Genomic DNA, 16152 nt, shown 5'->3' with positions numbered 1-16152 from the left:
CCCTCGTGCGGCCGTTTAGGCGGCCAGCGCGTCGCTGATCACCTTCAGCGCGCTGTCGATGTCGGCCTTGTTGACGTCGAGATGCGTCACCGCGCGGACGCGGTTGCCCGCCGCGGTGCCCATGCCGACGCCGCGCTCCTTGCAGGCCTCGACCAGGCGCGCCGGCGTCCAGCCGGGCTTGGTCACCTCGAAGAAGATCAGGTTCGTCTCCATGCGCGGCACGTCGATCTTCAGGCCCTTGATGTTGGCGATGCCTTCGGAGAGGTGACGTGCATTGTCGTGGTCCTCGGCGAGGCGATCCCAGTTGTGCTCGAGGGCGTAGAGGGCTGCGGCGGCGATGATGCCGGACTGGCGCATCGAGCCGCCCAGCATCTGCTTCTGGCGCCAGGCCTCGTGGATGAACTCCTTCGATCCCGCCAGGCTGGCACCGACCGGTGCGCCGAGGCCCTTGGTGTAGTCGAGCCACAACGAGTCGACGCACGCGCCATAGTCCTTGGCCTTGGTGCCGGACTGCACGCAGGCGTTGGCCAGGCGCGCGCCGTCCATGTGCAGGCTGAGCCCTGCGCCGCGGGCGACCTTGGTCACGCCCTGCATGGTGGCGAGCGGCCAGACGGTGCCGCAACCGCCGTTCGAGGTGTTCTCGATCGACACGAGGCGCGAGCGTGGAGCGTTGCGGCTGTTGGGATCGCGGATGGCTTCCTTGACCTGCTCGCCGGTGAAGACTCCGTACGGGCCATCGAGCATGCGGATCATGACGCCGGCGTTGGCGGCGGTGCCGCCCGACTCGGCGTTGATGATATGGGCGGTGCGGTCGGCAATCACCTCGTCGCCCAGCCGGCAATGGACGCGGATGGCGATCTGGTTGCCCATCGTGCCGCTGGGTAGGAACACGGCGTCTTCCTTGCCGAGAAGTTCGCAGACTTTGTCGCGCAGGCGGTTGACCGTCGGGTCTTCCATCTTCTGCTCGTCGCCCACTTCGGCATCGGCCATCGCCTTCCGCATACCGGGCGAGGGCTTGGTCTTGGTGTCACTGTAAAGGTCGATGAAACGGTTTTGCATGGCGTGTCTGTATCTCCTGCGCCACCATAGCGGCAATCGCCAGAGGGAGGAAACATGAGCCAGTTTGCGGCCCAGCCCACAGCTTCGGTAATGCCGGAGGAACTGCTCTACGCCGTCGACGGCGCGATCGCGACCATCACGCTGAATGCGCCGCAGCGCATGAACACCATCTCCGGTCCGATGCTGAAGCAGCTCACCGATGCGCTGGTGAAGGCCAACGAGGACCGCGACGTCCGCGTCGCGATCCTGACCGGGACGGGCCGCGCCTTCTGCGCCGGCCTGAACCTCGAGGCGCAGAGCAAGGGCACCGACAATCTGGGCGTCGGCTCCGGCGCCACCTTGACCAACATCGACCTGCGCAACACGCCGCCGCCGGTCCTGCATGCCATGGACAAGCCGGTGATCTGCGCTCTCAACGGCTCGGCCGCCGGTTACGGGCTCGACCTGGCGCTGGGCGCCGACATCAGGGTCATGGCGCAATCGGCAAAGCTGGCGGCCTCCTACGCCAAGCGGGGCGTCCTGCCGGAGTCCGGCGGCACCTGGTATCTGCCGCGGATGCTGGGCTGGGCGAAGGCCGCCGAGCTCATCTTCACCGGCCGGACCTTGAGCGCGGCGCAGTCGCTGGAGATCGGCCTGGTGAACAAGGTCGTGCCGGACGCCGACGTCATGGGCGCGGCGCGAGAGCTGGCGCTGGAGATTGCCGCCAATGCGCCGCTCGCCATCCAGGCGGCAAAGCGGATGATGCGCATGGCGTGGAACGAGCCCTTCAACGAGCATGTCCATCACGTCTTCCTGCAGCTCCTGCCGCTGATGCAGACCCAGGACATGAAGGAGGGCATCAAGGCCTTCCTTGAGAAGCGGGAACCGACCTTCACCGGCCGCTAGCACCCTGCAGCAGGACTGAAACAGAAATGCCTTCAAAACGGCGATTTTCTCGAAGAACTTGGTTAAGGTCGCCCCTCAGAATTCTCCCTTTCCTGGAGCCAGATCGATGACCCGGACCTTTGCAGCAACGACCGTGGCCCTTTTGCTTGTCGCCGGCGCGGCGCAGGCGGAGCCGGTCGCCTACACATGGACCGGTTACGGCACGAACGTCCCCGGCAGCGGCAAGTGCCCGACCTACAAGATGGTGATCGACGTCACGGTCGACGGCGATGCGGTGAAAGGCAAGTTCCAGCAGGAAGGCCGCCCCGAGCGCACCTTCGAGACGACCCTCAGCAAGAGCGGCGCCATCAAGACCGCCGCGATGGTCGGCGGCGGCGGCATGATGGATGTCATCGGCCAGATCAAGGAAGGCGATTCCAAGATCAAGCTCGACGGCTACTGTGTCTTCGAAGGCAAGCTGACGAAGAAGTAGGCGTCAGCTCATCTCGATCGCGACGCGGCCGGTGACGCTGCGCTCCAGCAGCGCGCGCATCGCTTGCGGGGCTTCGGGAAGGGCGAAGGTCCGGTCGACATGCGGCCGGCACAATCCCTGTTCGCACCAGCCGCGAATCCGCTCCGCCAGGGCGAAGGTGCGATGCGCTTCTTCGAAGCGCGCATCGTGCGGGCTCCAGCCGACGTAGTAACCGTAGTTGAAGCCCATCACGGCCAGCGTCTTCACCAGCAGGATGTTGGCGGGGATCTGCGGGATCGTGCCGCTGGCAAAGCCGATGGGGCAGATGCGGCCGCCCACCGCCATGCAGCGTAGCGATTGAGTGAAGACGTCGCCGCCTACGGGATCGTAGACCCGGTCGACGCCGCGGCCACCGGTGATCTTCAGCACTTCCTCGCGGAAATCGGTGGCGCTGTAGTCGATCACATGGTCGGCGCCGTGCGCCTTGGCGAATTCGGTCTTGCGCGCGCCGCCCGCGGTGGCGATCACCGTGGCGCCCAGGATCTTGCCGATCTCGACCGCCGCCATGCCGACGCCGCCGGCCGCGGCATGGACCAGCAGTGTGTGACCGGATTGCACGTCGAGCGCCTCGGGCCAGGTGAGCGCGCCGGCCGAGGTCGGATAGGAGATGGCGAGCTGGATCGCCTCGACGAAGCCCACATTGCGCGGCTTGGGGAAGACGTTGACCTCGTGGGCGACGACTTCCTCGGCAAGGCCGCCCCAGTCGAGCACGGCCACGACCTCGTCACCGACCTTGACCCTTTTGCAGGCCGGATCGACCTCGGTGACGATGCCTGCCGCCTCGGTGCCGGGCGCGAAGGGGAAGGGCGGGCGGCGCTGGTACTTGCCCGCGATGATCAGCGTGGTGGCGAAGCTGACGCCTGCCGCCTTGATCCGGATACGGACCTGGCCGGGCTTCAGGGACGGCGACTCGACGTCTTCAAGTCGCAAGTCTTCGGGGCCGCCCCATTGGCGGCAGATCATCGCCCGCATGTTTCTCCTTCAGCCGAGCTGGACAGGCAGCGCCTTCACGCCGCGCAAGATCAGCGAATCGTGCCATTCCGGCTCAGCTCCGCATAGCCTGATGTGAGGCTGTCTTTCGCTCAGACGAATGGCGGCGATCTGGGCCTCCAGCCGCGCCAGCGGCGCGCCGAGGCAGAAATGGATGCCATGGCCGAAGGTGACGTGCGGGTTCTGTGGCCGGCCGATGTCGAACCGCTCGGGATCGGCGAAGGCCTCGGGATCGCGGTTGGCGGAGTTCATGAAGGCGAAGACGCGCTGGCCCTCGCGGATCGTCTTGCCGCCCATCTCGAGATCGGCGGCGGCGACGCGGGCGAAGGCGCCTGACGGGCCGTCATAGCGCAGGAATTCCTCGACGGCGCTTTCGGCCAGCGACGGATCGGCGATCAGCCGCTCCCACTGGTCGCGGTTCTTCATCGAATAGAGGAAGCCATTGCCGATCAGGTTGCTGGTGGTTTCGTGGCCGGCAAACAGCAGGAGAATGCAGGTGCCGATGATCTCGTCGGTCGTGAGCGCATCGCGGTCGTCGCGCGCCAGCACGAGATGGGTGATCATGTCGTCGCGCGGCTCGGCAGTGCGCGCCTCGACGAGGGTGCGGAAATAGTCCGACATCGCCTTGGCACCCGATTCGGCCCGCAGGTACTTGTTGCCCGCGACCTGGGCGGTGCCGATGAACAGCGCAATGTCGTCGGACCAGACCTTCACCCGTTCGAGGTCGGCGCGCGGCACGCCCAGCAGATCCATGATCACCGAGGCGGGCAGGGGATAGGCGAAGTCGGCGATGTAGTCGACGGTCTCGCCGCGGTGCGCCTTGGCTTCCATGCCGTCGATCAGGTGGCTGACGATGTCCTCGATGTTGGGCCGCAGGTTTGACACCGAGGTCGGCGTAAAGGCCTTGTTGAACAGCCGCCGCAGCCGCGTGTGATCGGGCGGATCGCGGAACACCATCCAGTGGTTGAGATAGCGCACCAGGCTCTCGATGGAGCCGCGCTGGTATTCGACGTTCGTCTTGAAGAAGGGTGTCAGCCGGTCGGCGGAGATCTGCCGGTTGTTCAGGGCCACCTGCTTCACGTCGGCATAGCGCGTGATGATCCAGGCCTTCATCGCCGGCGACCAGTGGACCGGATCCTCGGCCCTGAGGCGCGCGAACTCCGGGAACGGATTGGCGTTGGTCGCGGGATTGCCGAGGTCGAAGACGTAGGTCATGAGGCGAGGCTAGCGCCGCCCGGTTTACCAAACAAGTGTTTGGTGGCTAGAATGGTCCATGTCCCGTGAGACCCTGATGGCCGTCTCGGCCCGCCTGTTCGCGCGCGGCGGCTTCGACGCCACCTCGATGCGCGACATCGCGGGCGAGGCCGGCATGCTTGCGGGCTCGATGTACTATCACTTCCCCTCCAAGAAAGACCTGATCGCGGCGGTGTACGAGGAGGGCGTGGCCGAGATCGGCAGCGCGGTCGATGCCGCGCTGGAAGGGTTGCAGGAGCCCTGGGCACGGCTCGAGGTGGCCTGCGTGGCGCACCTGAAGTCGCTGCTGGCCGACAGTGCGCATGCTGCCGTCATGACGGCCGATCTCAGCCAGCTCGATCCGAAGCTGCGCCGCCGGCTGGTGGTGATGCGCGACGGCTACGAGCGGCGCTTCGTCGATCTGGTCGCTGCCCTGCCGCTCGCCGCCGGCACCGATCGAACGATCTGGCGCCTGCAGCTCCTGGGCGCGCTCAACTGGACTCCGACCTGGTATCGCCCGGGAAAGAAGTCGCCGGCCGCGATCGGCCGGGCCCTGGTGGCCTCGCTGCGGGCTTGAAAAGCCAAGGTGACCGGTCATATCGAAAGGCATGACCCAGAAGATCGACGTCCGCGAGAAGCTGCTGACCGCCGCGCTCGAAGCGCTGCACAAGAACGGGTTCAACGCCACCGGCGTGCAGGACATCACCGATGCCGCCAAAGTGCCGAAAGGGTCGTTCTACAATCACTTCGAGAGCAAGGACGCGCTCGGCGTCGAGGTGGTGGAGCGCTACGCCGCCAGGGGCGCGGAACGGCGGCAGGAGCTGCTCGGCGGCAAGGGCGCGCCGCTCGCCCGACTGCGGGCCCATTTCAAGGCCTTGAACCAGCTCGGACCGGCAACGGGATTTAACCGGGGCTGCCTGCTCGGTAACTTCAGCGCCGAGCTTTCGGGCCAGAGCGCGCATATCCGGGCGGCGCTTGATGCGGCGCTGGCCGACTGGACGAAGGACATCGCGACGGTCATCGCCGAGGCCCAGAAAGCGGGCGATGTCAGCCGCGATATCCCCGCCGCCACGCTGGCCTCCTTCCTGCTCGACGCCTGGGAGGGCGCGGTGCTGCGGTCCAAGGTCGAGAAGGGGCCGGCGCCGCTCGACGCCTTCATGTCCGTCGTCTTCAACAAAATTCTCGCCTGACACAGAAAAACTCTCTCGAAGAGCGCCAGCGTCGATCCCAACTTAAGACGACCGGTCATCTTGACCATTGGAGACGTGTCGTGAAAATCCAGAACTCAGTTGCCCTCGTGACCGGCGCCAATCGTGGCCTGGGCCGCGCCTTTACCCAGGCACTTCTCGCCGGCGGTGCGCGCAAGGTCTATGCGGCCGCGCGGGACCCTTCGTCGATCAAGCAGGCGGGCGTCCAGCCGATCCAGCTCGACGTGACCAAGCCCGAGGAAGTGGCGGCTGTCGCGCGCGATCTCGGTGACGTCGATCTCGTGATCAACAACGCCGGCATCATCCGCGGTTCGGGCTTTCTCGGCGACAATGGCGTCGAGGCGGCGCGAGCGGAGTTCGAGACCAACTTCTTCGGGCCGGTGCTCGTCAGCCGCGCCTTCGCGCCCATCCTCGGCCGCAACGGCGGCGGCGCAATCGTGAACGTGCTGTCGGCGTTGAGCTGGGTCGCGTTCCCGACCTCGTCGACCTATGCCGCCTCCAAGGCCGCGGCCTGGTCGTTCAGCAACGGCCTGCGCCACGAGCTGCGCGGCCAGGGCACGCAGGTCCTCGCCCTGCATGTCGGCTACATGGACACCGACATGGTGCGCGCTGTGATGGCGCCGAAGTCGAAGCCCGAGGACGTGGTGAAGGCGACGCTCGAGGCGCTTGAAGCGGGCAAGTCCGAGGTGCTGGCCGACGAGGTCAGCCGTCGCATCAAGCAGAACCTGTCGGCCGAGCCCGGCGTCTACTTGTTGCCGCCGGCGGCTTGAGCCCATGGCCCGAAGGGCGGCATGTCCTTCGAGGGCTTCAAGGGAAAGTCGGGCGCACGCTTTTCGAAGAACGACTTGATGCCCTCCTGCGCATCGGCGCCGGCCGCGAGATGGCCGACGCATTGCAGGTCGAGCGTCACGGCGTCGAGCGGATCCTGCGCACCCCACATGGTCCACATCAGGCGCCGGTTGACCGCGGCGGCCACCGCCGAAGAAGTCGACGCGGCGAACTTCGCGGCCAGCGCTTGCGCCGCGGGCAACAGCTCTTCGGGCGCATGGACGGACCGGACGAGGCCGCCTTTCAGGGCCTCGTCCGCGCCGAACAGCTCGGCGGTCATCACCCATTCCTGCGCCTGCTGCATGCCGACGAGGCGCGGCAGGAACCAGCAGCTCCCAGCCTCCATCGCCATGCCGCGCTTGTTGAAGACGAAGCCGATGCGGGCGCTGCTCGACATCATGCGGACGTCCATCGGCAGGCACATGGTGATGCCGACGCCCACGGCGGCGCCGTTGATCGCGGCCACGATCGGCTTCAGGCAATTGAAGATGGCCAGCGTGATCGAATCGCTCGCCTCGCGCTTCTGTGGCTTGCTGCCGTCGTTCCAGACCTGGAAGGCGGCGGTGCCGCCCGAGATGTCGGCCCCGGCACAGAAGGCGCGGCCGGCGCCGGTGACCACGATGGCGCGAACCTCATCCATCGCATTCACGTGCTGGAAGAAGTCGATGAGTTCACGGCTCATCGTGGTCGAGAAGGCGTTGAGCTTGTCGGGACGGTTGAGCGTCACGGTCATCACGCCGTCTGAAAGATCGGTCAGCAGGGTCTCGTATTTCATGGCTCGGATGCCCTCCCGGCGTGGTTCCGCCCAGCAAGACGGAATGTCGTTGCGTGACTCATTGGTTTGGGAAACATTCGCCGCAACACCCGCCAATCGCAATCCCGGAGGAAGTCGATGTCCCACCTGATCAAGACCGTCGAAGACGGCGTGATGAAGATCGTGCTGAACCGTCCCGAAGCCATGAACGCGCTGAGCCGCGACATGATGAACGCGCTGACTGAATCGCTCGAGCAGGCGGCGGGTGACCGCAGCATCGGCTGCGTCGTCGTGCGCGGCGCCGGCGACAAGGCCTTCTGCGCCGGTGGCGACGTGAAGTCGATGGCGGCGGGCCGCGACCAGGACAAGACCTACGAGGACAAGGTTCACGACATCCGTGTGCGCATGCAGGTCTCCGAGCTGCTTCACGAAATGGGCAAGCCCACGATCGCCATGGTGAATGGCGTCGCCGCCGGCGCCGGCCTCTCGCTGGCCCTCGCCGCCGACATGCGCTTCGCCGGCAAGAGCGCGCGCATGACGACGGCCTTCGCCAAGGTCGGCTTCTCGGGCGATTTCGGCTCGCACTATTTCCTGCACAAGCTGGTCGGCACGTCGAAGGCCCGCGAGCTCTACTTCACCGCCGAGATCCTGAACGCCGAACAGATCGAGAAGCTCGGCCTCGCGACCCGGATCATCGACGACGCCAACCTCGATGCCGAGACGATGGCCTTCGCCAAGAAGCTGGCGGCCGGTCCGCGCGTCGCCTGGTGGCACGCCAAGAAGAACATGAAGGTCGCGGAAGAGGGCACGCTCTCCGAGGCGCTCGACAGCGAAGCCGCGCGCATGATCCGTACCGGCGAGACCGAGGACCACAAGGAAGCCGCCCGCGCGTTCGTCGAGAAGCGCGCGCCGAACTTCAAGGGCGTCTGAGTTTAAGCCAGGCGGCGAGGCGGGCCAGCGCGCCCGCCACGCCGTCGGGCATCGCGACCATGGCGGCGATCAGCAGCACGCCGTAGAGCAGGGCCGAGTAGCCCTTGCCCAGTCCCGCCGTCACGTCGGGAAAGAACTGCAGGAACAGGCCACCCAGGATCGCGCCGCCCGGCGAATGCATGCCGCCGATCACCAGGCCGAATAGCATCTGGACTGAGAGCGCGAAATTGTAGCCGCCCGGTCCCACATACCCGAATTGCCAGGCCGACAGGCAGCCCGCGACGGCGAGATAGGCGCCGGCGATGCCTGAAGCCTTGGCGCGCGCTTGCGGCACGAGGATGCCCTGTGCCTCCGCCGCGATGTCGTTATCCCGTGCGGCACGCAACGCTCGGCCTGATCGGCTGTTGATCAGATTGTGAGCCAGCCAGATCCCCGTCGCGAGCACCCCCAGCGCCATCAGGAAGGCCCAGCGATCGTTGCTGAGCTGGCTGAAGGGCGGCGTCGGGAAATCGAGATAGAGGCCCTGCACGCCGCCGGTCCATTGCTCGATGGGTGGCCAGCGCAAGAACTGCGGAAAGGCGATGGCGAAGGCGAAAGTGACGAGGGCCTGGGTCCAGAGGGTGTGCGGACTGGCGACGCGGCCGACGCCATAGCCTGCAACAAAGCCCAGAAGCGGCGCGAGCGCGAGGCCAGCATAGGGCGAAAGCGGCGTGTGGGTCGCGAGGATCGCAGCGCCGTAGCCGCCGATCCCGAACAAGGCGGCCTGGGCCAGCGAGAACTGTCCGCTGATGCCACACAGGATGACGAGGCCGACCAACGCGATCGACCAGATCACAGCTTGCGTGAAGCGAAAGATGACGAAATCGGGAAAACAGAAGGAGAGCGCGGCCGCTGCGACGAAGCTCATGGTCCAAACGGTCCGCATGGCGTTACGATAGACGGTACAACAACGGAATGGGAGCGAAGCCATGAGACTGAGGCAGTGCGTCTTCGTCTGCAAAGACCTGGAGAGCTCCGCTGAGGAGCTGTGCGACATCCTGGGCATCGAGGTCGCCTATCGCGATCCCGGTGTCGCAAAATGGGGGCTGGCCAACGTGGTCTGCCCGACCGGCAACGACTTCCTCGAGATCGTCTCGCCCTTCAAGGAAGGGACATCGGCCGGACGCTACATCGAGCGTCGCCATGGCGATGGCGGCTACATGGTGATCCTGCAGGTGCCCGATGCTGCCGCCGAGCGCCAGCGTGTCACCGCCCTCGGTGTACGCGCCGTGGCCGAGAAGGACCTGCCCGAATACCAGTACACGCACTTCCATCCCTCGGACACGAACGGCGTGCTGCTGTCGATCGACACGACCTTCGCCCCGGCGGGCACCGATCCCGCTTTGTGGTGGCCGCCCGCGGAGAAGGACTGGGTTAAGCATAAACGCTCGGACGTCACCAACGGGCTCGCGGGCGTCGAGATCCAGCATGACGATCCCGACGGCGCTGCTGCCGCCTGGTCGCGGATCCTCGACCGGCCGGCCGTCGACAACATCATCCGGCTCGACGGTTCGCAGATCCGCTTCGTACCGATCGTCGACGGGCGTGGGCCGGGCGTGTCGGCCTACGACGTGACCGTGGTCGATCGCGAGCGCGTGCTTGCGGCGGCCGAGAAGCGCGGCCGCAAGATGGGCCCTGCTCAGGTCGAAGTCTGCGGTTGCCGCATCAATCTGGTGTGAGTGCGCGAGACCAGGAATAACAGGACCGCGAGATTGGCGAGATTGAACGCCATCCCGACGGCGAAGGCGGGCAGGTAGCCCGCGAACGCGTCGTAGAGGAAGCCCGCACCCCAGCCGCCCGTCGCCATGCCTAAAAGGCCGGCGAACAGGACGGTGGGGATGCGCCAGTTGGCTTCCTCGACCGGATAGTATTCACGCACGGCGATGACATAGGCCGGCAGCAGCCCCGACAGGCCGATGCCGAAGATGGCCGAGATGGCGAACAGGGCGGCTTGATCCTTTGTCAGGAGGAAGCCGGCCAGCCCCGTTGCCTGGACGAGCGAACTCCATAGCAAGGTCTGCAGGCCGCCAATGCGATCCGCGACCCAGCCCCAGAACTGTCGCGCCAGGAAGGCGCAGCCCAGCAAGACCGACAGCATCGCCGCGCCATATTGTGGTGTCATGCCGAGGTCACTGCAGAAAGCAGGGACGTGGTGCATCGGTACCGCCATGGGCACGCAGCAGCAGAATACCGCGGCCATCAGCAGGATCATCAGCCGGTTGCGCGGCATGCCGAGGACGTCGCCGCTCGCCTGCGGCCGGTCCGAGGCGCTCACCGCCGCTGCCGATTCCTCGGGCGGCGGATGCAGGAAGACGAGCGTGAGCGCCACCACCGCGATGACCGTGAGGATTGCGAACGCGACCATCGTCCAGCGCCAGCCGAAGCTGTCGACGCCGAGCTGCAGGATCGGCGGCCAGATCGCGCCGGCGACGGCCTGACCCGAGGAGATCAGAGCCACGGCGGCACCTCGGCGACGCTCGAACCAGCGGCTCACATAGGTGATCAGCGGCGAGAACATGCAGGCCGTGCCGAACAGGCCCATCAGCACGCCGTGCCCGGCATAGAGCTCGAAGATGCCGCCGGACGAGGAGAGGATCAGGCCTGCGCCCACCATGGTGCCGCCGAAGATCACGACACGGCGCACGCCGAGCTTGCCCGCGAGCCAACCCGCGACGATGCCGCCGAAGGCCGCGCCGATATAGACCATGGAGCCAGCGCCGGCCGGACCCGAACGTGAGGTTTCGAGTTCCGCCGCGATCGGCTTCATGGCGACCACCGAGACCAGCGGTGCGCCGTAGCACAGCGTCAGGATTGCAAGCGCCGCGGACGCCGTGATCCAGGCGGTGCGGCTGTCGAGAAGGGCGGAGTTGCTCATAGTTTTTCAGCCTCCAGCGCGAGACGCCGCGCAAGATCGACGGGCATGAGTTTGCCCAGTTCGGCATGGGCCTGCCGCCAAGAAACGAGGGCCGCTTCCAGGCGCCGGGCGCCGGTCTCGGTGAGCCAGACCATGCGTTTGCGCTGGTCGCCTTCGGTAACGGCGATCTCGACCAGCCCGTCGGCTTCGAGTGTGCGCAGGGTGCGGGACAGTGTTGACTGGTCGAGGCCCATGCGTGCGGCCAATGCGCTGATCGTGTCGTCGGCGGCCGAGGCGATCTCGGCCATCAGGCCGAACTGCGCGAAGGAGAGACCGGCGCCTTCCATGCGCTGTTCGAGGAACTGCGTGATCCGCCGTGCCGCCAGCCGGGCGTTCCAGCCGGCGCAGGATGCGAGGGCGGCGCGGGCATCGGTCCGCAACGATTTGGGGGATTGAGCTTTTCGGGGCATCGTAATATGTATCTACAATAATTGTATATACATGGAAATGGCAACTGCTGATTGCCCCTCCTGTTGCCGGCAGCGGTAAGGTGCTGGCACATGGCACGTGACCTTGCTGGTACAGAACGGACCTCGCTGATGCCTCTTCTCGAATTGCCCTCCGGCAAGAAGCTCAACTACCGCGACGAGGGGAGCGGGCCTCCTGTTGTGCTGGTTCACGGCTCGCCTGGCGACAACCGCTCCTGGGGCCGCATCGCGCCCCATCTTCGCGACCACTTCCGCCTGCTGGCCGTCGACCTGCCCGGCTATGGCAGCTCGGAGGGCGTGCCGGATGAGCCGGTGGGCCGCGCGGCCCTGATGGGCGCGGCGGTGGCCCGGCTTGTCGAAAGCGCCGGCGAGCCCGTTCGTCTGGTCGCGCATTCCTTCGGGGGAGTCATCGCGATCCAGGCGGCGATGCAGGCCGCGCCCGGAACGATCGCGAAGATGGTCCTGTTCGAGCCGGTGTTCTTCCGCGCGCTCCAGCTTACCGACGATCGGGAAGCGCTCGACCCCGCGACGGCGCACTTCGACGACTATGCGCGCCGCGCCCTGGAGGGCGAGCCCGGCGTCGTTCGGCTGATGGTCGACTACTGGTTCGGCGACCAGGCCTTTGCCCGGATGCCCGATCCGGTGCGCGCCTATCTCGACGCCAATGCCGCGCGCAACGCGCTCGACGTGCGCAGCGGCTTCAACGACTCGGTGACGGCCTCGCAGCTCGCGGCGTTCACGCCGCCGGTTCTGGTGATCTGTGGCGACAGGAGTCCGGAAGTCGTGCGGGCGATCGGCCGCGGCTTGTTGAAGCTCCTGCCCAACGCCCGCCTCGACGCGCTTGCCGGCGCCAACCACGGCATGCTCGATAGCCATCCCGAAGCGGTCGCCAGGCTGATCGCCGGCTGAGGATCAATGCTGCGTATCCGCCCCTTCGTCATGGGTCACCTCGTCAGCGCCCTCCTGGTGGGCGCTGGGGCAGGCGCCTTCCTCGCGCCCGAGGCCATGCTGATTTGCGGCATCGGAATGCTGCTCGGCTCGGTCGTGAGTTCGTTGGTGTGCCAGTGGAAGCCTGGCGTCGACGCGCCGGCCCTGAAACTCTGGGCGGTTGCCGTGCTCACCAATCCTGTCCTGTTGGCGGCACTCGTTTTCATGGGGCTCGACTGGGGGTGCGTCGTGAACCCTCGGCCCGGCTGGGCCTGCCTCATTGCGCAACTGGCGATCATTACCGTTGCGCTTTGTCTCTTGCCGCCGATCGGCGGCATCGCCTGGCGTGGCTGGAAGCGTCATCGGGCGCGCCCGAGCTAGGTCGCGCCCGATCTCGCTTCGCGTGGCTCAGGCCGCGAGCGACTTCGCGAGGCGGCCGCGGATCATCTGCTCGGCCTCGCCGACGATGCGCTCGACCAGCTCCTTGCAGCTCGGGATGTCGTTGATCAGGCCCATGCAGGTGCCGGCCGACCAGATGCCGTGCTCGAGGTCGCCGGTCTCGTAGACGACCTTGCCCTTGGCGCCGGCGACGAACGGGCCGATCTCCTGGATGGTCTTGCCTTCGCCTTCCATCTCGATCGTCTTCTTGGCGATGCTGTTGCCGTAGACGCGGCTGGTGTTGCGCATGGTGCGCAGGATCAGCGAGGTGCTGCGCTCGTTGGAGGAGACGATCTTCTCCTTCACGTTCTGGTGGATCGGCGCTTCCTTGGTCGCCATGAAGCGGGTGCCCATGTTGACGCCCTCGCAGCCCAGCGCCAGCGCCGCCACGAGGCCGCGCGCATCGGCGAAGCCGCCCGAGGCGATCATCGGGATCTTGATGACGTCGGCCGCGGCCGGCAGCAGCACGAGATTCGGCACGTCGTCCTCGCCGGGATGGCCGGCGCATTCGAAGCCGTCCATCGAGATCGCATCGACGCCGACCTTTTCAGCCGAGATGCCGTGGCGGACCGAAGTGCACTTGTGGATCACCTTGACGCCGGCTTCCTTCAGCTTGGGCAGGAATGGCTTGGGATTGTTGCCCGCCGTCTCGACGATCTTGATACCCGAATCGATGATGGCGTCGATGTACTCGCCGTAGGGACGCGGCACGAGCGTCGGCAGGATGGTGAGGTTCACGCCGAACGGCTGGTCGGTCATCTCGCGGCAGCGCTTGATCTCCTTGCGCAGGTCGTCGGGCGTCGGTTGCGTCAGGCCGGTCAGGATGCCGAGCGCGCCGGCGTTGGACACGGCGGAAGCGAGTTCGGCGCGGCCGACCCACTGCATGCCGCCCTGCACGATCGGGTGCTTGATGCCGAACATCTCGGTGAAGCGCGTCTTGATCATCTGGCCGTTTCCTCTTGGGTAACTTTCCCAAGCATTAGCGAACCGGCGCGGCGGCGGCCAGCCCACAGACCGCACCATGGCTATCCCTTCCGCAAAGCGATCCAGCGCAGGTCAGGTCCGGTCGATGAACGAAATCATGTCTTCGAGCGTGGGCGCACGGCCGCGCAACAGGCCGGAGAAGGCGCCGACAATGCCGATATGTTCGACCTCGGGATAGAGTTTTAGCTCAGCCTTGCCGCCCGCCTGTCGCCACGCCTCGGCAAGCCTCTCGCTGTTGAAGGGTTTTACCGTCGTGTCCGTCGTGCCGTGCAGGAGGAGGATCGGCGGCAGGGGCGCGCGGGCATAGGTAATGGGCTGGGTCTCGCGGCGATCCGCGCCGCCGAAAATCTCCTGCAGCTTGCGCGAAGTCAGCGGGAGGAAATCGTAGGGCCCCGCGATGCCGATGCCGCCTGCCAACTTCATTCGGTCGACGCCGGCGGCCGCGAGATAGGGCGTGTTGGCAACCATCATGATCGCGTTGTAGGCGCCTGCCGAGTGGCCGGCGACGAACAGTTTTTCCGTGCCGACTTTCCGGGTGGCCCATGCCGTCGCCGAAGCCGAGTCATCGAGGAAGGTCGGGTAGAGAACCTCGGGATAGAGGCGGTAGTCGGGAATGATGGTGGTGATGCCGCGCGCTGCCAGCGCCTGGCCGACGAAGAGGTAGTCGCCCTTGGCGCCGGAATCCCAGGAGCCACCGTAGAAGAAGATCACCGACTTGCCATCTGCACGTGGCTGATCGGGCGTGTAGACGTCGAGCTTCTGGCGCGTAAGGGGGCCGTAGGGAATATCGGCTTCGAGCTTGTAGCCCTGACGCGAGACCGTCGTGTTCAGAAGCGCTGCGGGAGAGCAGCCGCCGAGCAGGCCGAGGACGCTGGCGATGAGGCCTCGGCGTGCCAGCGTCATGCCGTCGAGGCGATGTCGCGAACCTGATCGGCCAGCGCCAGCGAGGCGGTGAGGCCGGGCGATTCGATGCCGAACAGGTTGATGAGGCCTTGCACGCCATGGTCGGCCGGGCCGGTGATGGTGAAGTCCTGCGCCGGCGCACCCTGCGGCACGATCTTGGGGCGGATGCCGGCATAGCCGGGCTGTAGCGAACCGTCCTTGATGCCGGGCCAGTACTTGCGGACGGCGGCATAGAACTTGTCGGCGCGATGCGGATCGACCGTGTATTCGATGCCGTCGATCCACTCGACGTCGGGGCCGAACTTCGCCTGGCCGCCCATGTCGACGGTGATGTGCACGCCAAGGCCGCCCGGCACGGGAACCGGGTAGATGAGGCGGGAGAAGGGGGAGCGGCCGGTCAAGGTGAAGTAGTTTCCTTTGGCGTAGTACGCGGTCGGAATGTGCTCGGATGGCATGCCCACGATCTTTTTCGCCAAGGTCGGTGCATGCAGGCCCGCCGCATTGATCAGCAGCCGGCAACGCAGGTTCATCGGCTCGGTTCCGCCGACCTCGATCTCGACGCCGCCGTCGACGACGCGGCCGCTCTTGACGGGACTGTTGAAGGCGAACATCGCGCCGTGGCTCTCGGCATCGCCTTGCAGCGCCAGCATGTAGGAATGGCTGTCGACGATGCCGGTGCTGGGCGAGAACAGCGCCGCGGTGCACTGCAGGTTGGGCTCCATGGCAATCGCCTCAGCGGCGCTCAGGAAGCGCATGCCCTCGACGCCGTTGGCCTCGGCGCGGCCCTTGATCTCGGCCAGCTTCTCGCTCTCGGCCTGGTTGGTCGCCACGATCAGCTTGCCGCAATTGAGATGCGGCACGCCATGGTCCTTGCAATAGGCATAGAGCATGCGCCGGCCGGCGACGCAGGAGCGCGCCATCAGGCTGCCCTTGGGGTAGTAGATGCCGGCGTGGATGACCTCGGAGTTGCGCGAGCTCGTTTCGGTGCCGATGGCATCGGCGGCCTCCACGACGATGACCTCACGGCCCGCCAGGGCCAGTGCGCGGGCGACGGCAAGGCCGACAACACCTGCGCCGATCACAACGCAGTCTACGGTTTCGAACGGGGACGAATTCATGGT

The 16152-nt window shown here is 66.3% G+C and carries 19 protein-coding genes; 9 read left to right on the top strand and 10 right to left on the bottom strand.

Going from position 1 to position 16152, the window contains the following annotated elements:
- Positions 1-15 precede the first annotated feature (15 nt).
- Entirely contained in the window at positions 16-1059 is a 1044-nt protein-coding gene (locus tag AC1RP5_RS16705) for a threonine aldolase family protein (protein ID WP_493112327.1), read from the bottom strand.
- A gap of 54 nt (positions 1060-1113) precedes the next feature.
- Here AC1RP5_RS16705 and AC1RP5_RS16700 point away from each other — a divergent pair, with 54 nt between their 5' ends.
- Positions 1114-1944: an enoyl-CoA hydratase/isomerase family protein gene (locus AC1RP5_RS16700; RefSeq protein WP_493112325.1), complete on the top strand. Its 831-nt coding sequence runs from the start codon at positions 1114-1116 to the stop codon at positions 1942-1944.
- A gap of 133 nt (positions 1945-2077) precedes the next feature.
- Positions 2078-2416: a hypothetical protein gene (locus tag AC1RP5_RS16695; protein ID WP_493112323.1), complete on the top strand. Its 339-nt coding sequence runs from the start codon at positions 2078-2080 to the stop codon at positions 2414-2416.
- 3 nt (positions 2417-2419) lie between these two features.
- Here the strand turns inward: AC1RP5_RS16695 and AC1RP5_RS16690 are convergent, their stop codons facing one another.
- Both AC1RP5_RS16690 and AC1RP5_RS16685 read right to left on the bottom strand, forming a co-directional pair.
- Entirely contained in the window at positions 2420-3427 is a 1008-nt protein-coding gene (locus AC1RP5_RS16690) for an NADPH:quinone oxidoreductase family protein (RefSeq protein WP_493112322.1), read from the bottom strand.
- A gap of 9 nt (positions 3428-3436) precedes the next feature.
- The gene (locus AC1RP5_RS16685) at positions 3437-4660 is read right to left on the bottom strand and encodes a cytochrome P450 (RefSeq protein WP_493112320.1); all 1224 of its coding nucleotides are present in this window, start codon (positions 4658-4660) and stop codon (positions 3437-3439) included.
- A 58-nt stretch (positions 4661-4718) separates the two neighbouring features.
- Here AC1RP5_RS16685 and AC1RP5_RS16680 point away from each other — a divergent pair, with 58 nt between their 5' ends.
- The 3 genes from AC1RP5_RS16680 to AC1RP5_RS16670 all read left to right on the top strand — a co-directional run bounded on the left by AC1RP5_RS16680 (position 4719) and on the right by AC1RP5_RS16670 (position 6656).
- Positions 4719-5255 (top strand): TetR/AcrR family transcriptional regulator, encoded by a 537-nt coding sequence (locus AC1RP5_RS16680; protein ID WP_493112319.1) that lies wholly within the window; start codon positions 4719-4721, stop codon positions 5253-5255.
- 31 nt (positions 5256-5286) lie between these two features.
- Positions 5287-5868, top strand: coding sequence for a TetR/AcrR family transcriptional regulator (locus AC1RP5_RS16675; protein WP_493112317.1), 582 nt, complete (start codon positions 5287-5289; stop codon positions 5866-5868).
- Positions 5869-5948: 80 nt separating this feature from the next.
- The gene (locus tag AC1RP5_RS16670; RefSeq protein WP_493112316.1) at positions 5949-6656 is read left to right on the top strand and encodes an SDR family oxidoreductase; all 708 of its coding nucleotides are present in this window, start codon (positions 5949-5951) and stop codon (positions 6654-6656) included.
- On the opposite strand, the gene AC1RP5_RS16665 is transcribed toward AC1RP5_RS16670, so the two are convergent.
- Positions 6632-7489 (bottom strand): enoyl-CoA hydratase-related protein, encoded by an 858-nt coding sequence (locus tag AC1RP5_RS16665; RefSeq protein ID WP_493112314.1) that lies wholly within the window; start codon positions 7487-7489, stop codon positions 6632-6634. The two genes, AC1RP5_RS16670 and AC1RP5_RS16665, sit on opposite strands and share 25 nt — an antisense overlap.
- Before the next feature lie 117 nt (positions 7490-7606).
- Between AC1RP5_RS16665 and AC1RP5_RS16660 the strand changes: the two genes are divergently transcribed.
- Positions 7607-8398 carry an enoyl-CoA hydratase gene (locus AC1RP5_RS16660; RefSeq protein ID WP_493112312.1) on the top strand — a complete coding sequence of 264 codons (792 nt, stop codon included), beginning with the start codon at positions 7607-7609 and terminating at the stop codon, positions 8396-8398.
- Here AC1RP5_RS16660 and AC1RP5_RS16655 read toward each other — a convergent pair.
- Positions 8385-9305 carry a branched-chain amino acid ABC transporter permease gene (locus AC1RP5_RS16655; RefSeq protein WP_493112310.1) on the bottom strand — a complete coding sequence of 307 codons (921 nt, stop codon included), beginning with the start codon at positions 9303-9305 and terminating at the stop codon, positions 8385-8387. The two genes, AC1RP5_RS16660 and AC1RP5_RS16655, sit on opposite strands and share 14 nt — an antisense overlap.
- Before the next feature lie 61 nt (positions 9306-9366).
- Here AC1RP5_RS16655 and AC1RP5_RS16650 point away from each other — a divergent pair, with 61 nt between their 5' ends.
- Positions 9367-10116, top strand: coding sequence for a VOC family protein (locus AC1RP5_RS16650; protein ID WP_493112309.1), 750 nt, complete (start codon positions 9367-9369; stop codon positions 10114-10116).
- On the opposite strand, the gene AC1RP5_RS16645 is transcribed toward AC1RP5_RS16650, so the two are convergent.
- Both AC1RP5_RS16645 and AC1RP5_RS16640 read right to left on the bottom strand, forming a co-directional pair.
- A complete protein-coding gene (locus tag AC1RP5_RS16645; RefSeq protein WP_493112307.1) occupies positions 10077-11312 on the bottom strand; it encodes an MFS transporter in 1236 nt (411 codons plus the stop codon). The genes AC1RP5_RS16650 and AC1RP5_RS16645 overlap by 40 nt on opposite strands.
- On the bottom strand, positions 11309-11761 hold the full coding sequence (locus tag AC1RP5_RS16640) for a MarR family winged helix-turn-helix transcriptional regulator (RefSeq protein WP_493112305.1): 453 nt from the start codon (positions 11759-11761) through the stop codon (positions 11309-11311). The genes AC1RP5_RS16645 and AC1RP5_RS16640 overlap by 4 nt, the downstream gene beginning before the upstream one ends.
- A 129-nt stretch (positions 11762-11890) precedes the next feature.
- Here AC1RP5_RS16640 and AC1RP5_RS16635 point away from each other — a divergent pair, with 129 nt between their 5' ends.
- Positions 11891-12688 (top strand): alpha/beta fold hydrolase, encoded by a 798-nt coding sequence (locus tag AC1RP5_RS16635; RefSeq protein ID WP_493112304.1) that lies wholly within the window; start codon positions 11891-11893, stop codon positions 12686-12688.
- Between the two features lie 6 nt (positions 12689-12694).
- On the top strand, positions 12695-13087 hold the full coding sequence (locus tag AC1RP5_RS16630) for a hypothetical protein (RefSeq protein ID WP_493112302.1): 393 nt from the start codon (positions 12695-12697) through the stop codon (positions 13085-13087).
- A 27-nt stretch (positions 13088-13114) separates the two neighbouring features.
- Here the strand turns inward: AC1RP5_RS16630 and AC1RP5_RS16625 are convergent, their stop codons facing one another.
- The 3 genes from AC1RP5_RS16625 to AC1RP5_RS16615 all read right to left on the bottom strand — a co-directional run bounded on the left by AC1RP5_RS16625 (position 13115) and on the right by AC1RP5_RS16615 (position 16149).
- Complete coding sequence (locus AC1RP5_RS16625; RefSeq protein WP_493112301.1) at positions 13115-14089, bottom strand: NAD(P)H-dependent flavin oxidoreductase; 975 nt, start codon at positions 14087-14089, stop codon at positions 13115-13117.
- Positions 14090-14200: 111 nt separating this feature from the next.
- Entirely contained in the window at positions 14201-15031 is an 831-nt protein-coding gene (locus tag AC1RP5_RS16620; protein ID WP_493112299.1) for an alpha/beta hydrolase, read from the bottom strand.
- Positions 15028-16149, bottom strand: a complete 1122-nt coding sequence (locus tag AC1RP5_RS16615) for an NAD(P)/FAD-dependent oxidoreductase (protein WP_493112297.1) — start codon at positions 16147-16149, stop codon at positions 15028-15030. The genes AC1RP5_RS16620 and AC1RP5_RS16615 overlap by 4 nt, the downstream gene beginning before the upstream one ends.
- Positions 16150-16152 lie beyond the last annotated feature (3 nt).

Source organism: Reyranella sp. GW821-FHT12G01 (assembly GCF_058806575.1).
The sequence above is the reverse complement of the archived record's forward strand: the minus strand, read 5'-3'. Positions and strand labels throughout refer to the sequence as shown.